Raw genomic sequence first — 21,899 nt, 5'->3', positions numbered from 1 at the left:
CATGCCATTCGTCACGACGAAAGACGGCGTCGAGATCTTCTACAAGGACTGGGGGCCGAAGGACGCCCAGCCGATCATGTTCCATCACGGCTGGCCGCTGAGCAGCGACGACTGGGACGCCCAGATGCTGTTCTTCCTGCACAAGGGCTATCGCGTCGTCGCCAGCGACCGGCGCGGCCATGGCCGCTCGGCCCAGGTGTGGGACGGGCACGACATGGACCATTACGCCGCCGACGCCTCGGCCGTGGTCGAGCATCTCGACCTCAGGAACGCGGTCCATATCGGCCATTCGACCGGGGGTGGTCAGGTCGCGCGCTATGTCGCGAGGCACGGCGAGCCGCAGGGGCGCGTCGCCAAGGCGGTGCTGGTCTCGGCCGTGCCGCCATTAATGGTCAAGACCGCGGGCAATCCCGATGGCCTGCCGATCGAGGTCTTCGACGGTTTCCGCAAGGCGCTCGCCGACAACCGGGCGCAGTTCTTCCTCGATGTCCCGACCGGTCCGTTCTACGGCTACAACCGGCCGGGTGCGAAGATCGACGAGGGCGTGATCCGGAACTGGTGGCGCCAGGGCATGATGGGCAGCGCCAAGGCCCATTACGACGGCATCAAGGCCTTCTCCGAGACCGACCAGACCGGCGACCTCAAGGCGATCGCTGTGCCGACGCTCGTCGCTCATGGCGATGACGACCAGATCGTGCCGATCGGCGCCTCCGCGCATGAATCGATCAAGCACCTGAAGAACGGCACGCTCAAGGTCTATTCGGGCTATCCGCACGGCATGCTGACCACCCATGCCGAAGTCCTCAACGCCGATCTGCTCGCCTTCGTGAAGGCTTGAGCCCGGCCGATAGCCGCTCCGGGGCGGTCCCGTCGCCCCGGTCGCAGCCGTGGGGAATGCGATGAAGCTCTATCTGTTGTCGCTTGGCGCCGGGCTGGTGGTCGGTGTCCTCTACAGCCTCATGAACGTGCGCTCGCCGGCTCCGCCGGTGATCGCGCTGGTCGGCCTGCTCGGCATCCTCGCCGGCGAGCAGATCGTGCCGATCGCCAAGAGGCTGGTTTCGGGCCAGAGCCTCAGCCTCGGCTGGCTGCAGCGCGAATGCGGCGAGCATGTCTTCGGCGCGCTGCCGGCACGCCAGCCCACCGACGATAAGAACAAGGAACAGGCCTGATGAGCCCGACGCGCCGCCAGACCACCTTCGGCGCCGCAGCCGGCGCTCTGACAGGCCTGCTCGGCAGCGCCGACGCCCAAGCGCCCGGCCAGCAAACGACCGGTCAAGGAGTCCGCCAAATGATCGCCGATCTCATTCTCCGCAACGGCCGCTTCACGACGCTCGACCGCTCGAACCCGACCGCGAGCGCGGTTGCGGTGGCGGACGGCATCTTCCTGGCCGTCGGCAGCGAGGCCGAGGCGATGACCCATGCCGGCCCGGACACCAAGGTGATCGACCTCAAGGGCCGCAGCGCGCTGCCGGGCCTGATCGACAACCATCTCCACATCATCCGCGGCGGGCTGAACTTCAACATGGAGCTGCGCTGGGACGGCGTGCGCTCGCTCACCGATGCGATGAATATGCTCAAGCGCCAGGTCGCGGTGACGCCGCCGCCGCAATGGGTGCGCGTCGTCGGCGGCTTCACCGAGCACCAGTTCGCCGAGAAGCGCCTGCCGACGATAGACGAGCTCAACGCCGTCGCGCCCGACACCCCGGTCTTCATCCTGCATCTCTACGACCGTGCCCTGCTCAACGCCGCGGCGTTGCGCGCCGTCGGCTATACGAAGGACACGCCGCAGCCGCCCGGCGGCGAGATCACCCGCGACGCCAACGGCAATCCGACCGGTCTCCTGCTGGCGCGGCCGAACGCCAATATTCTCTATGCGACGCTGGCCAAGGGGCCGAAGCTCCCCTTCGATTATCAGGTCAACTCGACCCGGCACTTCATGCGCGAGCTCAACCGGCTCGGCGTCACCGGCGCGATCGATGCCGGCGGCGGCTTCCAGAACTACCCGGACGACTACGCCGTCATCCAGAAGCTCGCCGACGACAATCAGCTCACTATCCGCCTCGCCTACAACCTGTTCACGCAGAAGCCGAAGCAGGAGAAGGACGACTTCCTCAACTGGACGAAGACCTCCAGGTACAAGCAGGGCAGCGATTATTTCCGCCATAACGGCGCGGGCGAGATGCTGGTCTTCTCCGCCGCCGATTTCGAGGATTTCCGCGAGCCGCGGCCCGACATGCCCCCTGAGATGGAGGGCGATCTCGAGGGCGTCGTGCGCATCCTCGCCGAGAACCGCTGGCCGTGGCGCCTGCACGCGACCTATGACGAGACGATCTCGCGGGCGCTCGACGTCTTCGAGACCATCGACAAGGATATTCCCCTCAAGGGCCTGAACTGGTTCTTCGACCATGCCGAGACGATCTCGGAACGCTCGATCGACCGCATTGCCGCGCTCGGCGGCGGCGTCGCCGTGCAGCACCGCATGGCCTATCAGGGCGAATATTTCGTCGAGCGCTATGGCGCGGCCGCCGCCGAGGCGACGCCGCCGGTGGCGCGGATGCTGGAGAAGGGCGTCAGGACCTCGGCCGGAACCGACGCCACCCGCGTCGCCTCCTACAATCCCTGGGTCTCGCTGTCGTGGCTCGTCACCGGCAAGACCGTCGGCGGCCTGCGCATCACGCCGCAGCGCAACTGCCTCGACCGCGAGACCGCTTTGCGGATGTGGACGGAGAACGTCACCTGGTTCTCGAACGAGGAGGGCAAGAAGGGCCGGATCGCGGTCGGCCAGTTCGCTGATCTGATTGTCCCGGACCGCGATTACTTCGCCTGCCCGGAGGACGAGATCTCGTTCATCAGTGCCGACCTCACCATCGTCGGCGGCAAGGTCGTCTATGGCGCCCGCGATTTCGCCAGCTCCGACGAAAGCGCGCCGCCGCCGGCGATGCCCGATTGGTCGCCAGTGCGGACTTTCAAGGGCTATGGCGCCTGGGGCGAGCCGGACGGCGCCGGCAAGAACGCGCTGCGCCGCGCGGCGCTGAACAATTGCGGCTGCGCCAGTTCCTGCAACGTCCACGGCCACGACCATGCCGGCGCCTGGTCGAGCAAGCTGCCGGTCGCCGACCTGCGCAGCTTCTGGGGCGCACTCGGCTGCGCCTGCTGGGCGGTCTGAGCATGGCGGGCGACGGCCATCTCTCCACGCCGAAGACAGGCCCTCTGCGCTGGTTCGCGCTGCTCCTGCTCTGCGCCGCCTACATCCAGGGGCCGCTGACCAAGATCTTCGACTTCCCCGGTGCGCTCGCCGAGATGAGCCATTTCGGCCTGACGCCGGCGCCGCTCTTCGCGGTCGGCGTGATCATCTTCGAACTCACCGCCGCCGCGATGATCCTGACCGGCCGCTGGCGATGGCTTGCAGCGCTGGCGCTCGCCGGATTCACGCTGGCCGCGACGCTCGTCGCCATCCGCTTCTGGGAGCTTCCGGCCGGGCAGGGGAGGACCATGGCGATGAACGGGTTCTTCGAGCATCTCGGCCTGGTCGGCGGCTTCATCCTGGTCGCGCTCGATGATCTGTCGCGGCGCAAGGGAGACGCGTGATGAGCGCCGTCACGCCGCCGGCGCCATCCTCCGGCTTCGCGCCACTGCGCCAGAAGCTCTTCGCCGTGCTCTGGGCGGCGACGATCATCGGCAATATCGGCTCGTTCATGCGCGATGTCGCCAGCGCCTGGCTGGTCGCGGACCTCTCCGGCGCGCCGGCCGCCGTCGCTCTGGTACAGGCGGCGGCGACGCTGCCGATCTTCCTGCTGGCGATTCCCGCCGGCGTGCTCTCCGACATCCTCGACCGCCGCCGCTTCCTGATCGCCATCCAGATCCTGCTCGGCTGCGTCAGTCTCTCGCTGATGGCGCTGGCGAGCCTCGGCCAGCTCAGCGTGCCTGCGCTCGTCGGCCTCACCTTCCTCGGCGGTGTCGGCGCAGCGCTGATGGCGCCGACCTGGCAGGCGATCGTGCCCGAGCTCGTCGGCAAGGCCGACCTCAAGAGCGCCGTCGCATTGAACTCGCTCGGCATCAACATCTCGCGCGCCATCGGCCCGGCCCTGGGCGGGCTGATCCTTGCCGCCTTCGGCGCCGGCTTAACCTATGGCGCCGATGTCGCGAGCTACGTCATCGTCATCGCCGCCCTGCTCTGGTGGCGCCGCCCGCCCGGTGCCGACGATGCGCTGAGCGAGCGCTTCGCCGGGGCTTTCCGTGCCGGCCTGCGTTACGCAAAGGCCAGCCGCGAATTGCATGTCGTTCTGCTGCGCGCCGCGATCTTCTTCGCCTGCGCCAGCGCGGTCTGGGCCCTGCTGCCGCTGGTGGCACGCAACCTGCTCGGCGGCAGCGCCAGCTTCTACGGCGTCCTGCTCGGCGCTGTCGGCGCGGGTGCGATCGGCGGCGCCGTGCTGCTGCCACGCCTGCGCATCCGGCTCGACTCCGACGGGTTGCTGCTGCTTGCGGCCGTGGTCGCTGCCGCCGTGATGGCGGCGCTGACGCTGGCGCCGCCGCAATGGCTGGCGATCGTCATCCTGCTGCTGCTCGGCGCGGCCTGGATCGTCGCGCTGACGACACTCAACGGCGTGGCGCAGGCGATCTTGCCGAACTGGGTGCGCGGGCGGGCGCTGGCCGTCTATCTCACCGTGTTCAACGGCGCGATGACCGCCGGCAGTCTCGGTTGGGGAACGGTCGCGGAAGCGGTCGGCATCCGCGGCACCCTCCTGATCGGCGCGGCCGCGCTGCTGGTTGCCGGTCTCGTCATGCATCGGGTCAAGCTCCCTGCCGGCGAGGCCGATCTCGCGCCCTCCAACCATTGGCCGGAGCCGCTCGTCGCGGCTGAGATCGCCCATGACCGCGGCCCGGTCCTGGTCCTGATCGAGTACAACGTCCCGCAGGCCGATCGCGAGGCCTTCCTGCGCGCGATCAACGCGCTCTCGGTCGAGCGCCGCCGCGACGGCGCCTATGGCTGGGGCATCACCGAGGACACCGCCGATCCGGACAAGCTGGTCGAATGGTTCATGGTCTCGTCCTGGGCCGAGCATCTGCGCCAGCATCGCCGCGTATCGAAGGCCGATGCCGACCTTCAGGATAGCGTGCGGCGGTTTCATGCCGGGGCGGAAGGGCCGGTCGTACGGCATTTCCTGCATGTCGATGCGCCGGGGAGGCTCGGCGATTCCGGCGAAGCAACGAAGCGCTGAGGCGGATGCGCAGGATCGCGCTGGCCGGAACATACCGGCCAGCGCGCGGGACCGATCGTGTCGATCCCGCATGGGGCTCCCATAAGGCCTTCAGTCGACCCATTGGCCGTTGCGGGCGACGATGCGGCCGTTCTTCACCACCAGCGCGCGTTGGGGCCGGTCGACCACGATCTGGGCCAGGTTTTCGCCGGCGATGAGGACGAGGCTGCCCTCGCAGCCGATCTCCAGGCCATGGCCCTGCAGGTCGAGCAGCTCGGCGCCGCGGCTGGTGCCCATGCCCAGGCATTCGATCAGCCTGTCGTCGGTCCGGCTGCCGGTCCGGTAGGCCAGCAGCCAGCAGCGCTCCAGCATGTCGCCATTGCCGTGCGGGTTCCAGGTGTCGCGCAGCGAATCCGAGGCGACGGCGCATTTCACGCCGCGCCGTGCCAGCTCGAACATCGGCGGAAACACGTTCGCGCCGGGAACCGACGAGATGATGCCGATGCGCGCCTCGACCACGCCGTCGATCATGCGCTCGACCTTGTCGCGCTGGGGATCGCCCAGGCAGAACGCGTGGCTGACGACGACGCGACCCTGCATGCCGAGCGCCCTGGTCCGCTCGACGATCAGGCCCATCTCGAACAGGCCGAGGTCGCCAGCCTCGTGCAGGTGGATATCGATCTTGGCGCCCTTGCGGCTGGCGATGTCGAAGATCGTGTCGAGATGGCCCTTCGGATCGCCGTCGATGCCGCCCGGATCGATGCCGCCGATCACCGAGGCGCCCTCGCCGAGCGCCGCTTCCATCAGATCGGCCGTGCCGGGATCGATCATCATGCCGGTCTGCGGGAAGGCGACGAGCTCCAGCCCGACGGCATGCTTCGTCTTCTCCCAGGCCTTCAGGACCCCGTGCAGATTGTCCAGCTTGTACGCGGTCGAGATGTCGACATGGCTGCGGATATGCGTCGAGCCCATCGCGATGCATTGGCGCATCAGATTGCCGGCGCGCTCCAGCACTCCCCACGGCAGGGTCCTGCGGATCTCGACCTCGTTGTCGATCATCTCCCGCAGGGTGCGGGGGACGCTGATGCCGTGCCAGGGCAGGCCCCAGAGGATCTTGTCGAGATGCACATGCGGCTCGACGAAGGGGGCGATGGCGATCGCGCCGCCGCCGTCATGGACCGGCAGTCCGGGTTTGCGCGGCAGGTTCGGCGCGACCGCGGCGATCCTGCCGTTACGGATCAGGATGTCGGACGTGGTCTTCGCGTCGGGGCGGACATTGGTGACGAGCAGGTCGGACATCGAGGTTCCTGATTGACCGGGCGGGCGGCCGTGGTTGCGGATGCTGCGGCACGCACTTTATCCACTGCAGGCGGCCGAGGGGCGCTCCAAATCGATCAATGTCCTTTTCTTCGCGCGCAATGGCGGTCTCCGTTTTCCCGTTCAAGGTCGACCTGGCATGGATGAGCCCGCGCGCGGCCGGTTGCCTTGGGGCCAGCTACGAATGCGCCGGTCGTGCCCCGGCATTGCGCTCGGCAGTGGCTGCGTTCTCCCGGGAGACCTGCTAGGGGAAGGATATTCTCCGTGTTAGCCGGCAGGGTCCCATGCAACTTTCTACCAATTTCGACGAGCGGATCGATCGCCGCGGCACCCATTCGGCCAAATGGGACAAGATGGAGACCGTCTATGGCGTGCCGGCCGATGGCGGCATCGCGATGTGGGTGGCGGATATGGATTTCCGCCCGCCTTCCTGCGTGCAGAACGCTCTCGAAGCCATGACCGCCCATGGCATCTACGGCTATTTCGGCGATGATCGTGCCTATCTCGCCGCGATCCGCTGGTGGATGGCGAACCGGCACGGCTGGGAGGTCGAGCCGGCCTCGGTCTTCACCACCCATGGCCTGGTGAACGGTACTGCGCTCTGCGTCGAGGCCTATACCAGACCCGGTGACGGCGTCGTGCTGATGACGCCGGTCTATCATGCCTTCGCGCGCATCGTCGCGGCGTCCGGCCGGCATGTCGTCGAATGCCCGCTGGCGCGCGAGGAGGGCCGCTACGTGCTCGACATCCCCGCCTGGGATGCCGCGATGACCGGCAAGGAGCGCATGTTCATCCTCTGCTCGCCGCATAATCCCGGCGGGCGGGTCTGGACGCGCGACGAATTGCGGGCGATCGCCGATTTCTGCAAGCGCCACGACCTCATCCTGGTCTCGGACGAGATCCATCACGACCTCGTCATGCCCGGCCACAAGCACATGGTGATGCCGGTCGCGGCGCCCGAGATCATGGACCGTCTGGTGATGATGACGGCGACGACGAAGACCTTCAACATCGCCGGCGCCCATATCGGCAACGTCATCATTCCCGACGAGCGGCTGCGGGCGCTGTTCCGCGGGCGCATGGAGGCGCTCGGCATCTCCCCGAATTCCTTCGGCATGGCGATGGCGACGGCCGCCTACAGCCCCGAGGGCGCGGCCTGGGTCGATGCGCTCAACCTCTATCTCGACGGCAACCGCCGCATCTTCGATGCCGGCATCGATTCCATTCCGGGCGTGCGCTCGATGCCGCTGGAATCGACCTATCTCGCCTGGGCGGATTTCTCGGGGACGGGGATGGACCCGGCCGAGTTCACCGCGCGCGTCGAGAAGCAGGCGAGGATCGCCGTCAATCACGGCCCGACCTTCGGCAAGGGTGGCGAGAGCTTCCTGCGCTTCAATCTGGCGACGCCGCGCGATGTCGTCTCGGAGGCGGTGGAACGCCTGAAGCGCGCCTTCGCCGACCTGCAATAGGCGGCGACGGCGACCTTTGGGAAGGACAGGCTCGTGCTGCCGATTGACGGGAGCCGGGCCGCGTGGAACATCGTGAGCACTACTGTCACCTGGGGATGAAACAATGAAGTTGACCTTGGCGCTTGCCGCTGCCGCCGTTTGCGCCGTTTCGGTGTCGGCCGAAGCGCAGACCCTGAAGACGATCCAGTCGCGCGGTGTCCTGAACTGCGGCACCGGTGCCAATCTGGCCGGATTCGCCGTGCCCGACGCCAACGGCGTGCTGACCGGCATCAATGCCGATTATTGCCGGGCGCTGGCTGCGGCCGTCTTCGGCGACAAGTCCAAGGTGAAGTTCGTCCAACTGCTGTCGAAGGACAGGATCACGGCGCTCCAGGCGGGCGAGACCGATCTCATCGTCGCCACCACGACCTGGACCATGAGCCGCGACACGACGCTCGGCCAGAACTTCCGGCCGATCTACTACTATGACGGCCAGGGCTTCATGGTGAAGAAGTCGCTCGGCATCAAGTCGGCGAAGGAGCTCAGCGGCGCCTCGATCTGCATCCAGCAGGGCACTACGACCGAGCTCAACACCGCGGATTATTTCCGCAAGAACAACATGAAGTTCGAGCCGGTGACCTTCGCCACCAACAACGAGGCGACCGAGGCCTATCAGAGCGGCCGCTGCGACGCCTTCACCACGGACGCGTCGGGCCTCTATTCCGAGCGCATGCGCTTCAAGGCCCCGGACGAGCACATCGTCCTGCCCGAGACGATCTCGAAGGAGCCGCTCGGCTACGTCACCCGCCATGGCGACGACCAGTGGTTTGATATCGTCACCTGGGTCCATTTCGCGCAGATCACGGCTGAGGAGCTTGGCGTGACCCAGGCGAATGTCGACGAGATGCGCGAGAAGTCGGACAATCCCGAGATCAAGCGCCTGCTCGGCAAGGAAGGCACCTTCGGCGAGGCGCTCGGCCTCAAGAACGACTGGGCCTATAACGCCATCAAGGCCACCGGTAACTACGGCGAGATGTTCGAGCGCAACCTCGGCGAGAAGTCGCTGCTCAAGATCGCGCGCGGCCAGAATGCTCTCTGGACCAATGGCGGCCTGCAATACGCTCCACCGATCCGCTGATCGCCGCTCGCCCGTTCTGACGGGATAGGGAAGGGCCCGGCTGCGGAGAGCGGCCGGGCCCTTCTGCATGCGGCCAAGCGTGCGGCGCTTGTCCGCATTCCGCGAAAACCCCTTGCGATCGGCAGCGGACAAGCGGAATGAGGAAGGGCTGTTCAAGTCAGAAAGGTGAAGGTGATGGCGTCTCCAGTCGTTCCGGCAAGCGGTGCTGTGACCGAAAGCGAGGCGTTCCGCCCGCATACCTCGCATTGGGGCGTGTTCTCGGCCCGTATGAAGGAAGGCCAGCTTGAGGTCCGTCCGCATGAGGGCGACCCCGATCCCAACGAGATCATTCAGAATTTCCCGGCGGCCCTGCGCCATCGCGCCCGCATAGTTCAGCCCATGGTCCGGCGCGGCTGGTTGGAGAACGGTCCCGGCCCTGACGACCGCCGCGGCCGTGACGAATACGTGCCGATGTCCTGGTCGGCGGTGCTCGACAGGCTCGCCGGCGAACTGCGCCGCGTGCGCGATGGCTTCGGCCCCGGCGCGATCTTCGGCGGCTCCTATGGCTGGGCCAGCGCCGGGCGCTTCCACCACGCGCAGAGCCAGATCCACCGCTTCCTCAACACCTCGACCGGCGGCTATGTGAAGTCGGTCAACAGCTATTCCTCGGGGGCCTCCTCCGTCCTCGTGCCGCATATCATCGGCGACTACGAGGATCTGGTGAAACGCAACGTCTCCTGGGAGCAGATCGCCGATCACAGCGAGATCGTGCTCGCCTTCGGCGGCATGGCCTTGAAGAACAGCATGGTCGCCGGCGGCGGCACCAGCCGCCATGTCGAGCGCGGCGCGATGGAGCGGGCGCAGGCGCGCGGCTGCGAATTCGTGCTGGCGAGCCCGCTGCGCAGCGACCTGCCGGCCGGAGCCCGTGCCGACTGGATCGCCAACAAACCGGGCAGCGACACCGCGCTGATGATGGCTCTGGTCCATACCCTCGTCGTCAACGGTTTGCACGACCGCGCCTTCCTCGACCGCTACACGGTCGGCTGGCCGGTCTTCGAGCGCTATCTGCTTGGCGAGACCGATGGCCAATCCAAGGACGCGGCCTGGGCCGCCCCGATTGCCGGCCTGTCGGCGCAGGAGATCGTCGCGCTGGCGAAGCGCCTGCACGGCAAGCGCGCGCTCATCGTCGTGGCACACGCCCTGCAGCGCGCCACCCATGGCGAGCAGCCGGTCTGGATGGGCATGGTGCTCGCAGCCGCGCTCGGCCAGATCGGCCTGCCCGGCGGCGGCTATGGCTACGGCCTTGGCGCCATCGCCTATTACGGCCGGCGCTACAATGCCGTGCCGATGCCGACCTTCTCGCAGGGCAGGAACCCGATCAGCGATTACATCCCGGTCGCGCGCATCGCCGACATGCTGCTGAATCCGGGCACGACCTATCGTTATAACGGCCAGACCCGGATCTATCCCGAGATCAAGCTGGTCTACTGGGCCGGCGGCAATCCGTTCCACCACCATCAGGACCTGAACCGCCTGCGCCAGGCCTTTGCCCGCATCGACACGCTGGTCGTGCATGAGCTCGCCTGGACCGCGACGGCCCGCCACGCCGATATCGTGCTGCCCTGCACGATGACCCTGGAGCGCGAGGATATCGGCGGCAATCCCAACGACCCGCTGCTGGTGCCGATGCATCCGGTGGTCGCACCCTATGGCGAGGCCCGCGACGATTACGCGATCTTCGCCGATCTGGCCGAGCGCCTCGGCACGGGCGCGGCCTTCACCGAGGGCCGCACCGCCCGGCAATGGCTGGAGCATCTCTACGAGCCGACCCGCACGGCGCTGGCCGCGAAAGGCCTGCCGGCACCGAGCTTCGCCGAGTTCTGGGCGGGCGAGGGCTTCGACCTGCCGCAGCAGCCGGACGATGGCGGCAAGCTGCGCGCCTTCCGCGCCGATCCCGATGGCGCGCCCCTGCCGACGCCATCCGGCAAGCTCGAAATCTTCTCGGAGACCATCGCCGGCTTCGGCGAGGCGGACTGCCCCGGCCACCCGACCTGGCTCGGCGCCAGCAACGTGCCGGACGAGACCAATCCTTATGTGCTCGTGGCCAACCAGCCCCGCACCCGGCTGCACAGCCAGTTCGATTTCGGCGGCCATAGCAGCGACGCCAAGCATCGCGGGCGCGAGGTCGCGCATATGCACCCGGACGATGCGGCGCTGCGCGGCATCGCCGATGGCGACATCATCCGGCTTTCGAACGAGCGCGGCGCCTGCCTCGCGGCCGTGCATGTCACCGACGGCATCCGCAAGGGCGTGATCCAGTTGCCCACCGGCGCCTGGTACGATCCCGCCGATCCGAGCGAGGACAAACCGCTCTGCGTGCACGGCAATCCGAACGTGCTGACGCGGGATATCGGCACCTCGGCGCTGGCGCAGGGCTGCACCGGCCAGCTCACGACGGTGCAGGTCGCGCGCTTCGACGGCAACCTGCCGCCGATCCAGGCCTTCGATCCGCCGGGTTCGCGCTCCGCCCAAGCCGCTGAGTAAGCTTGAACATTCGTGATCCGCTGCCGAGGAAACCGGCGGTGGATCGCGCGAGCCGACAACGAACCCCCGCCGCCTGCCTTCGCGAGACCGCATGTCCTCCTATATCGACACCTATTACCGCCGCACGCTCGCGACGCAGGAGAGCTATCCGCAGGCCGAGGGCACGCTGAAGACGGATATCTGCATCGTCGGCGGCGGCCTCGCCGGCCTGACCGCCGCGCTCGATCTCGCCCGCGCCGGCCGCTCCGTGCTGCTATTGGAGGCGCAGCGCGTCGCCTGGGGCGCATCCGGCCGCAATGGCGGCTTCGTCAGCCCGGGCTACGCGACCTCGCTCGCCGCGATCGAGCGTCAGACCGGCCGCGAGCAGGCCGACGAACTCTATCGCCTGACGATGGAAGGCGTCGAGATCGTCCGCGGTAATATCGATAGCCTCGCCATCACCGAGGCCGCGCCGTCGCCGGGCATCATGAAGGTCGTGCGTTATGACGGCGGCTCCGGGCTGCAGGCTGTGCGCGACACGCAGGAGAAGCGCTTCGGCCGCAAGCTCCGCTATCTCGGCCGCGATGAGACCCGCGCGCTGCTCAATTCGCCGAAATACCACGCCTCGCTGACCGCCGACGATTCCTTCCATTTCCATCCGCTGAACTATGCCCGCGCGCTCGCCCGCGAGATCGTCAGGCTCGGCGGCAGGATTCACGAGGGTTCGCCGGTCACCTCCTGCGAACTCGACGGCGCGGTGAAGCGGCTCAAGACGGCCAAGGCGACGATCGAGGCCGATCAGGTGCTGTTCACCACCGGCGGCTATACCGGCGATGTGCTGCCGGCGCTGCGGCGCGCCTATATCCCGATCGCGACCTATGTCCTGCTGACCGAGGCCGCGCCGGACCTGATCCGCCAGGCCATCCGCATCGGCACCGGTGTCGGCGACGACCGGCGCGCGGGCGACTATTACCGCACGGTCGAGGGCGGCTCGCGCATCCTCTGGGGCGGGCGCATCACCACGCGCACGACGGAGCCCAGCGACGTCGCCGCGATCCTGCGCCACGAGATGGTCACGACCTATCCGCAGCTCGCCGAGCTCAAGGTCGAGGCCGCCTGGTCCGGCCTGATGTCCTATGCGCGCCATCTCATGCCGCAGATCGGCCAGTACCGGCCGGGGGTCTGGTACTGCACCGCCTTCGGCGGCCACGGCATGAACACGACTGCGATCGGCGGCACGGTCATCGCCGAGGCGATCCATGGCGCCAGCGACCGCTACAAGCTGTTCGCGCCGTTCGGGCTGGTCTGGAACGGCGGCCCCTTCGGCACGGCGGCCGTCCAGTTGACCTATTGGAGCTATCAGGCGGCCGACCTGATCCGCGGGCGGTAGGCTGCCGTGCGTGGAGTCACGCCGTCGCTCCGGCTCTGAGATGGAAGCCATCTCAGAGCGCGAACCGTCTGGCCGGCACCGCATCGTCGCTCTCGCCTCCGGCTGAAAACGCCACGACCGGTCGTGCAAGCGCGATCATCCGGAGCGAGCCGAGGCCCTGCGGCGCGCGATGCGCGATCAGGACCAGCGTGCTGGCCGGCAACGACCGGCGCAGGGCCGAAAGCAATTGCGCCTCGGCTTCGATATCGAGCGCGCTCGTCGCCTCGTCGAGCACCAGCCAGTCCGGCGCCTGCAATAGCGCGCGCGCCAGCGCGAAGCGCTGCTGCTCGCCGCCTGAGAGGCCGCGCCGCCTGTCGGTCCAGCCGTCCTCGTCGAGCGACCAGAGTTCTTCCAGCCCGATGGTGGCGAGAGCCTCGCGCAAGGTCGCGTCGTCGACGGCTTCCGGCGATTGCGGGTAGGCCAGCGCAGTGCGCAAGCTCCCGAGCGGCAGGTAGGGCTGCTGCGGCAGGACGAGGATGCGCCCCTCGGGTCGTTCGATCCGGCCCCCGCCATGCGTCCAGAGCCCTGCGATCGCCTTCGCCAGCATGCTCTTGCCATGGCCGGATGGCGCTGCGAGCCAATAGCTGCCGCCGGCTTCCAGCTTCAGGTCCGGGACGGGCGGGAGGCGGCGCCCCGCAGGCGTCGCGAGGACGAGGTCGCGCAGCCGCAGCTCCGCATGGCCGGCCTTGTGCAGGGCAGGGCCGCTGGCCGGTGTTGCCGCGCCCTCGGCTGCCCGCATGAAATGCGACAGCCGGCTCGCCGCCGCGGCGAGTTCGGTCAAGTCGCGATAGGAGAACACGAACCAGGACAGGGTCGTCACCACGTTCTGGAAGGCGGAGCCGATCTGCATCAGCCCTCCGAAGGTGACGCGCCCGGCAAGATAGGCCGGCAGCGCCAGGAAGAGCGGGATGCGCAGCACGGTCTGGAAATAGGGGCGGGTAAAGAAGCCGAGGATCAGTTCGCGATTGGCGAGCCTCTGCCAATTCCCGGCAATGGCACCGAAGCGCTCGCGGAAGAGCCGCCGTTCCGCCTGTTCGCCATCGGCCAGTGCGACCGCTTCGACATGCTCGCGCAGCCTGAGCAGCGAAAACCGGAAATCGGCCTCGCGCTTCTGCTGCTCGACCGTCAGCGCCTTCAGCGGGCGGCCGAGCCCATGCGTGATGAAGGTTGCGATCGCCACGTAAAGCGGCGCGGCCCAGACCATGTAGCGCGGAATCTCGATGGCATGGCCGAACAGGCTGAACGACAGCGCGAAGGTCGAAAGCGACCACAGGATCGAGACATAGGTCACCAGCGCAACGATATTCGTGGCCAGTTCGAGCCCTTCGATCGTGAGTTTCTCGACGAAGATGCGGCAATCCTCGGCGATGCGCTGGTCGGGATTGTCGAGCCCGTGATCGGTGCGCTCGCGCATGTGCCAATAGGCCTTGCCCGCCAGCCAGCGGTCCAGCGCGGCCTCTGTCAGTGCGCGCCGCCAGCGGATCTGCAGCATCTTGCGCAGATAGGCGCTGGCGAGGTGAACGCAGACGCTGATCGCGATCAGCCCGAGGAAGATCGCGATCTGCCTGAGCGCGCCGTCGACATCGAGCTTCTGCAGGGCGTTGTAGAAGTCCGCAGTCCAGGCGATCAGGCGCACGCCGACCTGCACCCCGGCGAGGCCGAGCCCGAAGATCATCAGGAAAGAGAGCGCGCCGATCTTGCCGCCCGGCCCGGCGATGCAGAGCCGGGTCAGCCCGATGATCTGGGTGAGCACGGGCCTCATGACGCCGCTCGCGGCGTCCGTCGCGATTGCGGCGGTTCGGGCGTGTCGAGCCGGAACAGCGCGTCGGCGATGCCCGCGAGCGGTCCCGCTTCGGGCGTGGCGTCGGTTGCCGGCAGCAGCACCGCGACAGCCTCGATGCCGAGATCGCGGAGCTGGAACGGCGTGCCATGGCCGTATTCGAGATGGCCGCGCCCGATGATGCCGACGATGAGCGGATCGTCGGTCGCTTCGGCGAGATGATCGGCGATGCGGCAGGCGAAGGAGCGATCCCAGCATTGCTGCGCCCGCACGAAGCGGTCGAAGCGCTCCGGCGCCATCGCATCCGGCCTGGCCGATCCGCTGAACCGGCCGGTGATCGCGGCGAGATAGGCGCGGTAGGCTGCCGTTGCCGGCGCAGCCGGCGTGACGCCATCGCGCTCCTCGACCGGGATCGCCTCCCAGCCGACCTGTCCGACCCGCGTGACCAGCGGCCGATGGCAGTTCAGCGCCAGCATCTTCACCCGCTGCTGCCGGCAGAAATGGAACAGCGGCAGGTAGAACTCCGGATCGAAGCCCCAGACCTGTGCCCAATCGCTGCGTTCGATGAAATTCGCGGTGTCCATCTCGCCCGCAACCCAGGCGTCGAGCACCGGCTGGATGCGCAGCGGGAACATCTCGAAGCCCACCGCCATCTGCGGTCGCAGCAGTTGCAGGCAGGTCGTGACATGCAACTGCCAGCGATGGATCTCGGCGACGTCATGCGTCTCGCCCAGCAAGACGACGCGCTTGCGCGCCGTCGCCCGCATCAAATCGCCCTGTGCCAGCAGTCGGCCCGTGTCCGGGCACAGCCATGTCGCACGCGGATGGGCGAAGGTCGCGCCTGCCGGTGCCGGTTCAGCCGCTGACGACATCGACGTCCGGGACCTCTGCGAAGGCGGCCGCCGGGCCGCGCAGGATGAGGCCGAAACCCTTGCCCTCGCTGTCGCGGGCTTCGAGCGCCACGATCCCCGCGCTGTCCGTCTGGGCCCAGCCGGAGACCGCGCCGGCCTTGAGATGCAGGTGGAAATCGCCCTGCATGATGTTGACGAATCCCATGGCCGGCTTCGGCTCGGGCAGGACGCCCTGCCAGTGCTGGAACAGCCCGGCGCGCTTGACATCGATCGCGATCGCCTCGCCGGAGGCCAGGATCGCCGCGAAGCTGCGGGCGCCGAGATCGTCTTCCGGCACATCGGCCGAGCCGCTATTGCCAGACGCCTCGCGCTGGACCGGCTCCAGCTTCTCGCCGGCACCGAAGGGCTCCAGCGCCTTGTCGAAGGGCTCCAGCCCGTCGAGACCGATCAGGCTGAACAGGGTTTCGCCGGATGCGTCCTGGCATTCAAGGCGCGGCAGCACGCGCTCGCGCATCTTGCTGGTCCGGTCGGCGACGATGCTGACGACCGTGGCGAGGTCGATGCGGCTGTCATGGAAGGCGCCGGAGAGGCGGGCTTCGGTGCCGGAAATCGTCACGGTCTCGACCGCGCCCATCCGTTCATGGGTCGCGCCGCCGGAGCGGGTGCTCAGCATGACGCGGCCCATGGCGGGCAGGCTCGTGAGGATTTCAGCCGGCGCTTGCGCGAGCTTTTCGCGCGGGTTGGTCTCGTTGTTCATTAGGGTCTCCGGAAAGGGTTGCGACGCCCCGGGTCTCGGCCGGGGCGCCGCTGATCCGCCGGCCTCGCGGCACGGCGTCTCGAACGGGATCAGAACTCGACGGACGCGGACAGCTTGAAGGTGCGCCCCGGCGCCGTCTGCAGTTCCAGCGGGTTGGCGGCCGTGACCGATGCCAGCGGCACCTTCTCATAGGTCGTCCCGCCGACGAGATTGGCGAAGTAGCGCTTGTCGAAGATGTTATCGACGCCGCCGCGCACGGTGATCGCCGAGGTCGGCTTCCAGCTCAGATAGGCGTCGAAGACCGAGTAGCCGCCCTGCTTGAAGAGAGTAGGCGAGCTGGCTCGGGTCGCGCCGCCGGCGAAGGTGCCGATGATCTCGGCCTCGAGCCCGTATTCCGGCATCAGATACTTCAGGCCGGTGACGGCCTTGAACGGATTGACGTCGAAGGGCGTGACCGGCAGGCCGGCCTCGACGCGCTGCTTGCCGTACTGGTAGCTGAGCGTCGCGCTCGCCAGCCAGCGTTCATGGAAGCGCCATTCGGCCGAGGCCTCGATGCCGGAGATCTGCACCTGCGACAGGTTGCGGTAGGTGTAGTCGTTCGTACCGGGAGGATTGTAGAAGGACTGGATGAAGTCCTTGTAGCGCGCGTGGAAGACGCCGACCGAGAACCAGCCGTCGGCGAACCTGCCGCGGAAGCCGGCCTCGTAGGAGCGCACGCTTTCCGGCTTCAGGTCCGGGTTCGGGATCAGGTTGAAGGTCGTCGACGGCAGCGAGGTGTAAAGCTGCTCCGCCGTCGGCATCTTGAAGCCCTCGGCATAGCGGCCATAGACCGAATAGGTCTCGTCCAGCTTGAAGATCGTGCCGATCTGCGGGACCAGCCTGTGCGAGGTGAGCTCGCGCGGCTCCTTGCCCGGGACGATCTTGTAGCCTGCCCCCGGCTTGGGATCGATATTGTAGTTGGCGTAGCGCAGGCCGGGCGTGATCGTCCAGCGGCCCGACAGAAGCTCGATCTCGTCCTGGATGTAGAAATCGTAGCGGTTCGTCGTCGAATTCGCGAAGTTGAAGCCGCCCGCGATCGTCGTCGTGGTCACGCCGGTAGTGAGGTTGCGCACGTCGTCGCGGCGCTCATAGTTCGTCTTGGTGATGTCGCCTTGAAAGCCGTAGGTCAGGCGGTGGAAGCTCGGCCCCAGCGCGAAGCTCGACTTCGCCTGGATGTCGAGCTGCGAGAACTGCTCGGAATAGTCGTGCAGGCCGCGTGTCAGGCGCTGTTGGCCATTGGCGAGCGTCTGCAGGTTGTTGGTGACGAAGGTCCGTTCCTGCGGCGAGAACGACGCCTGCCAGCGCACGGAATCGAGGAAGCTCAAGCCTGCCTGCCATTCGTGCTCGAATGCGACCCGCTTGCGGCTCTTGACCTGGTTGCGGATATTCGGCCCGTTTCGGATGCCCGAGCTCACGACATTGTAGTTGTAGAGCTGGTTCACCGTCGAATCGCTGTCGTAATATTCGCCGGTCAGCTTGAAGGTATGGTCGGCCGTCGGCTTGAAGACGAGCTTGGCGAAGCTGTTCCAGACGGTGACGTCGAGCGGGTTCAGCTTGTCGCAGGTCAGGAAGCGCAGGGTCGGCACCGGGCAGCCCCAGCGGCCGCCATCGGCGCGCGCCTTTGTCAGCTTCGCTTCCTCGGCGCTCTTGTGGCTGATGCCGATGATGCCTTCCAGCATCGGCGAGAAGCGGAAAGCCGCGATCCCGGTTTTCACGAAGGAGCGGTCGAGGCTGTCATAGCTCGTGCTCAATCGGGCCGCATAGGGCTTGTCCTTGCCCTTCAGCAGATCCTCGGGGTCGAGCGTGCGATAAGCGACGATGCCGCCGAGCGCATCCGCGCCCCACAGCACCGAGCCGGGACCCCGCACGATCTCGACATTCTTGAGGAAGGGCAGGTCGACGAAGTCGCGATTGCCGTCGGTGACGCGCTCGATCACGCGCGAACCGTCGACCTGCATCTGCACGCGGTTGCCGCCGACGCCGCGGATGGTGAATCCGCCATAGTTGCCGAACGGGTCCGTGGCGCTGGTGATGCGGTTGACGCTGACGCCCGGCTGGTAACGCACCAGGTCCTGCGTGTCGCGCGTGATCCGCTCGTCGAGCTCCTGTCGCGTGATCACACTGACGGTGCCGGGCACGTCAAGAACCTGCTTTTCGCCGCGCGACGCCGTGACCGTGATCTGGTCGAGCGAAATCGTCTGTTCGTTATTGCGGGCATTGGCCGGCGGCGCCTGCGTCTGCGCCTCTGCCAAGGAAAGGGCCGTCGTCGACAGCAATGCTGCCAGGAAAGCCAGTCTAGAATTATTATTCATTACGTAACCCCAGTCCCATGTCCGGGGCGTGTAATCGTATCGTGAAAGGATTAGCAAGTTGATTCTTGATAAATTGACAATATAATAATTGATATAATTCAAAAATTAGGGATGTCTAAAATAGGATTATTGTTAGATTCGGCTTTGCAAAGCCATTTATGAGCGTTATCTGTCTTTTATTGTTTGATATAGATGCGCTGCTTGCGCGGCGATTACCGAGGTTTGATGCCGGGAGAGGCGCTCAGATCAGCGCCGACAAATGCGGCCCGGGAAGCAGCCGGCGCCACCTGCGATCAGCGGCAGCGGGGTGACCGGCCGCATGCCCTTTCGATCAAGGCATCCGGCATCTGATTCGGCGTCCCGAGACGGCTGACGCGACCAGAAAGCAGGCTTAGCCGGGATCGGCTAGCGCCGGATGCGTGTATTCAGCGGGTCGGCGTGTCCGGTCGCCGCAAGGTGCGTTTGACGGCGCGCTTCAACTGGTCGCCGGCCTTGCGCACGAGCTCGCGGTTGCTGTCGCCGCGGCCTTTGCCGGATGCTGGAGCGGCAAGCGGCGGGGGCGCTTCCTTGTCCCGCGGTGCCGCCGTTGCGGGAGATGCGGGTTCGGCCGGCACGAGCACGAGCTCGGGCGCGCTGACGGGCAGCGCCGCCATGGTCGGATCGACGAAGGCCTTGATCGGCAGATGGTCGGAAGCGACACGCGCCAATGGCGTATCGTGGACCGCCACCTCCGACAGGATTTCCGGGCGGTTGGCGATGATCCGGTCGAGCGCCAGCAGAGGCAGTCCGGCCGGGAAGCTCGGCACCGGCACCGGCATCGCGCCGAAGGCGGCATCGAGCGCGCTCAGCGCCGAGCGGCCGCCGAGGCGCCATTCGTTGAGGTCGCCGAGCAGCAGGGTGGGGCGCTCGTCCCGGCTGCGCATCAGGTCGATGATCATGCGGGCCTGCTGCGAGCGCGAGCGCCTGAGCAGGCCGAGATGCGCCGCGACGATCCTGAGCGCCGCGCCGCTCTCCAGATCGATATCGACGACCAGCGCACCGCGCGGCTCCAGTCCCGGCAGCGAGACCTGATGGACGTCGCGCACCAGGCCCTGCCGGAACAGCACGACATTGCCGTGCCAGCCATGGGCCGCGGCATTGGCGCTTTCCACGGGAACCGGGACGAGCCCGGTCTCCTCCTTCAGCCGGGCGAGGTCGAGCAGGCCGTGGCGGGCGCCGAAGCGCTTGTCCGCCTCCTGCAGGGCGATGACATCGGGCGCGATCTCGCGGATGACCTGTCCGATCCGGCCGGGATCGAAGCGACCGTCGATCCCGACGCATTTATGGACATTGTAGGACGCGACCAGCGTGCCGCCGGAGCGCTCGTCTTCGCTGCCCGCCGGCGTGGTGCCGGAGCGGTTCTTGCGCTGGCGCAGCGAGGCGATGATGCTGGCGGGCAGGCTCTGATTCTTCTTCTGCATCGCTCCGCCGGCTCGTGCTCCGGACCCGCCCTGAGGGGACGGGTAACGGCTTAGATATCCATGGCGTCAGGGAGATGACTGGCTTGGCTCACAGATAGGGCGAGCCGAGCCAGATCAGCCTGTCGATCAGACGCATGACATAGGGCCGGGCGCGCAGGCCGGCAAGCGTGACCGGGGTCGCGCTCGCCATCACCGTCTCGATCCGCCGCTCGATCGCGCGGGCGAAGCCGTGGTCGAGGACCTCGAGATCGATCTCGAAGTTCAGGCGCAGCGAGCGCGGGTCGAGATTGGAGGAGCCGACATAGGCCCAGCTCCCGTCGATGGCGAGCAGCTTGGAATGGTCGAAAGCGCCGGTCGAGCGCCAGATCCGGCAGTAGTTCTTCAGGATCTGGTCGAATTGCGCGGTCATGGCGCGGTCGACCAGCACGAGATTGTTGACCGAGGGCACGACGATATCGATGTCGACGCCACGCCGCGCCGCGGTGACGAGCGCGCTGATCAGTTCCTGGTCCGGCAGGAAATAGGGCGACATGATCTTGACCGACTGGCGCGCCACCGAGAGCGCCCCGGTCAACAGCTTGTGATTGGTCTCCAGATAGGCGTCCGGGCCGGACGGCACTGCGCGTGCCAGCACGGGCATGCCGACGCGCTCCAGCGCGGGAATCTCCCAGGCGGGACCCGCGAGCGCCTCGCCGGTGGCGAAGCACCAGTCCTCGGCTGCCACCGCGAAGAGATCGGCCACTACCGGGCCTTCGACCTTGAAATGCGTGTCATGGGCGAAGGCCTCGCCGGCGAATTCGCGGGTGAAGCCCTCGCGGATATTCATGCCGCCCATGAATCCGGCTACGCCGTCGATGACGATGATCTTCCGGTGCGTCCGGAGATTGGCATAGGGCAGCCTGAGGCCCATGATGATGTTGCCGTTGAAGACATCGACCGCGACCCCGCCCTCGCGCAGATGCCCGGCGATGCTCGGCACCGAATAGCGCGCGCCGACCGCGTCGATCAGCACCCGGACCGCGATTCCACGTTGATGCGCGGCGATCAGCGCATCGGCGATGCGCAGGCCGAGCGGATCGCGGTCGAAGATATAGCTCTCCAGGATGATGCTGCGCTCCGCCGCCGCGATCGCCGTGAGCATCGCGGCATAGGCTTCGTCGCCGGTCTCCAGCGTCTCGATGCGGTTGCCGGTGGTCAGCGGATGGCGGGCGACGCGGTCGCCCAGTGTCTTGAGCGCCAGGAAGCGCCGGCCGAACTGCGTCGCGACCGCTTCGTCCTCGACATGGAAATCGGCCGACGCCATGCCGTGGCCCGGCCGCTGGGCCAGGATCGAGGCTCGCCGGATGCGGTTGACCCCGGCGATGGCGTAGAGCAGCGGCCCGACGATCGGCGAGAGGATGATGACGCCGACCCAGCCGATGGCGGCGCGCACCTCGTCCTTCGTCATCACCGCATGGGCGCCGGCGACCGTCGACATGGCGATGGTGATGACCGCGAGGATATGCGGCCAGTAGTCTTGGAGAATCCCCCACATGCTCCGACGCTAACCTGCGGCGAGGCGTTCCGCCATGCTCGGCCCGCCGGAGACGCCTTCTTGTCAGGCCCATGCATGATCGTCGCCTGTGCGGGCTGCCTCAGGATGAGGGCTGGAGTTTCCAGCCAGGCATT

General features: G+C 67.1%; 15 protein-coding genes and 1 pseudogene. 9 read left to right on the top strand and 7 right to left on the bottom strand.

From position 1 onward, the window contains the following. The first annotated feature begins 1 nt into the window (after position 1). The 5 genes from OCUBac02_RS14635 to OCUBac02_RS14615 all read left to right on the top strand — a co-directional run bounded on the left by OCUBac02_RS14635 (position 2) and on the right by OCUBac02_RS14615 (position 5,219). Positions 2-838: an alpha/beta fold hydrolase gene (locus OCUBac02_RS14635; RefSeq protein WP_173046594.1), complete on the top strand. Its 837-nt coding sequence runs from the start codon at positions 2-4 to the stop codon at positions 836-838. A 61-nt stretch (positions 839-899) separates the two neighbouring features. Further along, on the top strand, positions 900-1,169 hold the full coding sequence (locus tag OCUBac02_RS14630) for a XapX domain-containing protein (RefSeq protein WP_173046592.1): 270 nt from the start codon (positions 900-902) through the stop codon (positions 1,167-1,169). Next, positions 1,169-3,166, top strand: a complete 1,998-nt coding sequence (locus tag OCUBac02_RS14625) for an amidohydrolase (RefSeq protein WP_465247723.1) — start codon at positions 1,169-1,171, stop codon at positions 3,164-3,166. Before OCUBac02_RS14630 ends, OCUBac02_RS14625 begins: the two co-directional genes overlap by 1 nt. A gap of 2 nt (positions 3,167-3,168) precedes the next feature. Then, entirely contained in the window at positions 3,169-3,588 is a 420-nt protein-coding gene (locus OCUBac02_RS14620) for a DoxX family protein (RefSeq protein WP_173046590.1), read from the top strand. After that, entirely contained in the window at positions 3,588-5,219 is a 1,632-nt protein-coding gene (locus OCUBac02_RS14615; RefSeq protein ID WP_173046589.1) for an MFS transporter, read from the top strand. Before OCUBac02_RS14620 ends, OCUBac02_RS14615 begins: the two co-directional genes overlap by 1 nt. Before the next feature lie 90 nt (positions 5,220-5,309). Here OCUBac02_RS14615 and OCUBac02_RS14610 read toward each other — a convergent pair whose 3' ends face one another. Then, positions 5,310-6,497, bottom strand: coding sequence for an amidohydrolase (locus OCUBac02_RS14610; protein WP_173046587.1), 1,188 nt, complete (start codon positions 6,495-6,497; stop codon positions 5,310-5,312). 302 nt (positions 6,498-6,799) lie between these two features. Between OCUBac02_RS14610 and OCUBac02_RS14605 the strand changes: the two genes are divergently transcribed. From OCUBac02_RS14605 to OCUBac02_RS14590, 4 genes are all read left to right on the top strand, one after another. Beyond that, positions 6,800-7,984 (top strand): MalY/PatB family protein, encoded by a 1,185-nt coding sequence (locus tag OCUBac02_RS14605; RefSeq protein ID WP_173046585.1) that lies wholly within the window; start codon positions 6,800-6,802, stop codon positions 7,982-7,984. 103 nt (positions 7,985-8,087) lie between these two features. After that, on the top strand, positions 8,088-9,101 hold the full coding sequence (locus OCUBac02_RS14600; protein WP_173046583.1) for an amino acid ABC transporter substrate-binding protein: 1,014 nt from the start codon (positions 8,088-8,090) through the stop codon (positions 9,099-9,101). 174 nt (positions 9,102-9,275) lie between these two features. Further along, entirely contained in the window at positions 9,276-11,624 is a 2,349-nt protein-coding gene (locus OCUBac02_RS14595; RefSeq protein ID WP_173046581.1) for a molybdopterin-dependent oxidoreductase, read from the top strand. A gap of 91 nt (positions 11,625-11,715) precedes the next feature. Continuing rightward, a complete protein-coding gene (locus OCUBac02_RS14590) occupies positions 11,716-12,993 on the top strand; it encodes an NAD(P)/FAD-dependent oxidoreductase (RefSeq protein WP_173046579.1) in 1,278 nt (425 codons plus the stop codon). Between the two features lie 52 nt (positions 12,994-13,045). Here the strand turns inward: OCUBac02_RS14590 and OCUBac02_RS14585 are convergent, their stop codons facing one another. From OCUBac02_RS14585 to OCUBac02_RS14560, 6 genes and pseudogenes are all read right to left on the bottom strand, one after another. Beyond that, complete coding sequence (locus OCUBac02_RS14585; RefSeq protein ID WP_173046577.1) at positions 13,046-14,794, bottom strand: ABC transporter ATP-binding protein/permease; 1,749 nt, start codon at positions 14,792-14,794, stop codon at positions 13,046-13,048. Next, complete coding sequence (locus tag OCUBac02_RS14580; protein ID WP_173046575.1) at positions 14,791-15,684, bottom strand: ChaN family lipoprotein; 894 nt, start codon at positions 15,682-15,684, stop codon at positions 14,791-14,793. Before OCUBac02_RS14580 ends, OCUBac02_RS14585 begins: the two co-directional genes overlap by 4 nt. Continuing rightward, complete coding sequence (locus OCUBac02_RS14575) at positions 15,668-16,420, bottom strand: ChuX/HutX family heme-like substrate-binding protein (protein WP_173046573.1); 753 nt, start codon at positions 16,418-16,420, stop codon at positions 15,668-15,670. Before OCUBac02_RS14575 ends, OCUBac02_RS14580 begins: the two co-directional genes overlap by 17 nt. Before the next feature lie 89 nt (positions 16,421-16,509). Continuing rightward, complete coding sequence (locus tag OCUBac02_RS14570) at positions 16,510-18,711, bottom strand: TonB-dependent hemoglobin/transferrin/lactoferrin family receptor (RefSeq protein WP_173046571.1); 2,202 nt, start codon at positions 18,709-18,711, stop codon at positions 16,510-16,512. Between the two features lie 719 nt (positions 18,712-19,430). Next, positions 19,431-20,231: pseudogene (locus OCUBac02_RS14565) on the bottom strand (endonuclease/exonuclease/phosphatase family protein); the annotation flags it as partial. A gap of 88 nt (positions 20,232-20,319) precedes the next feature. Then, entirely contained in the window at positions 20,320-21,765 is a 1,446-nt protein-coding gene (locus OCUBac02_RS14560) for a phospholipase D-like domain-containing protein (protein WP_173046569.1), read from the bottom strand. Between the last annotated feature and the right edge of the window lie 134 nt (positions 21,766-21,899).

The sequence above is a fragment of the Bosea sp. ANAM02 genome, from assembly GCF_011764485.1.
Taxonomy (GTDB): domain Bacteria; phylum Pseudomonadota; class Alphaproteobacteria; order Rhizobiales; family Beijerinckiaceae; genus Allobosea.
Note: the sequence above shows the minus strand (reverse complement) of the source record. Positions and strands in the feature narration are given on the sequence as shown.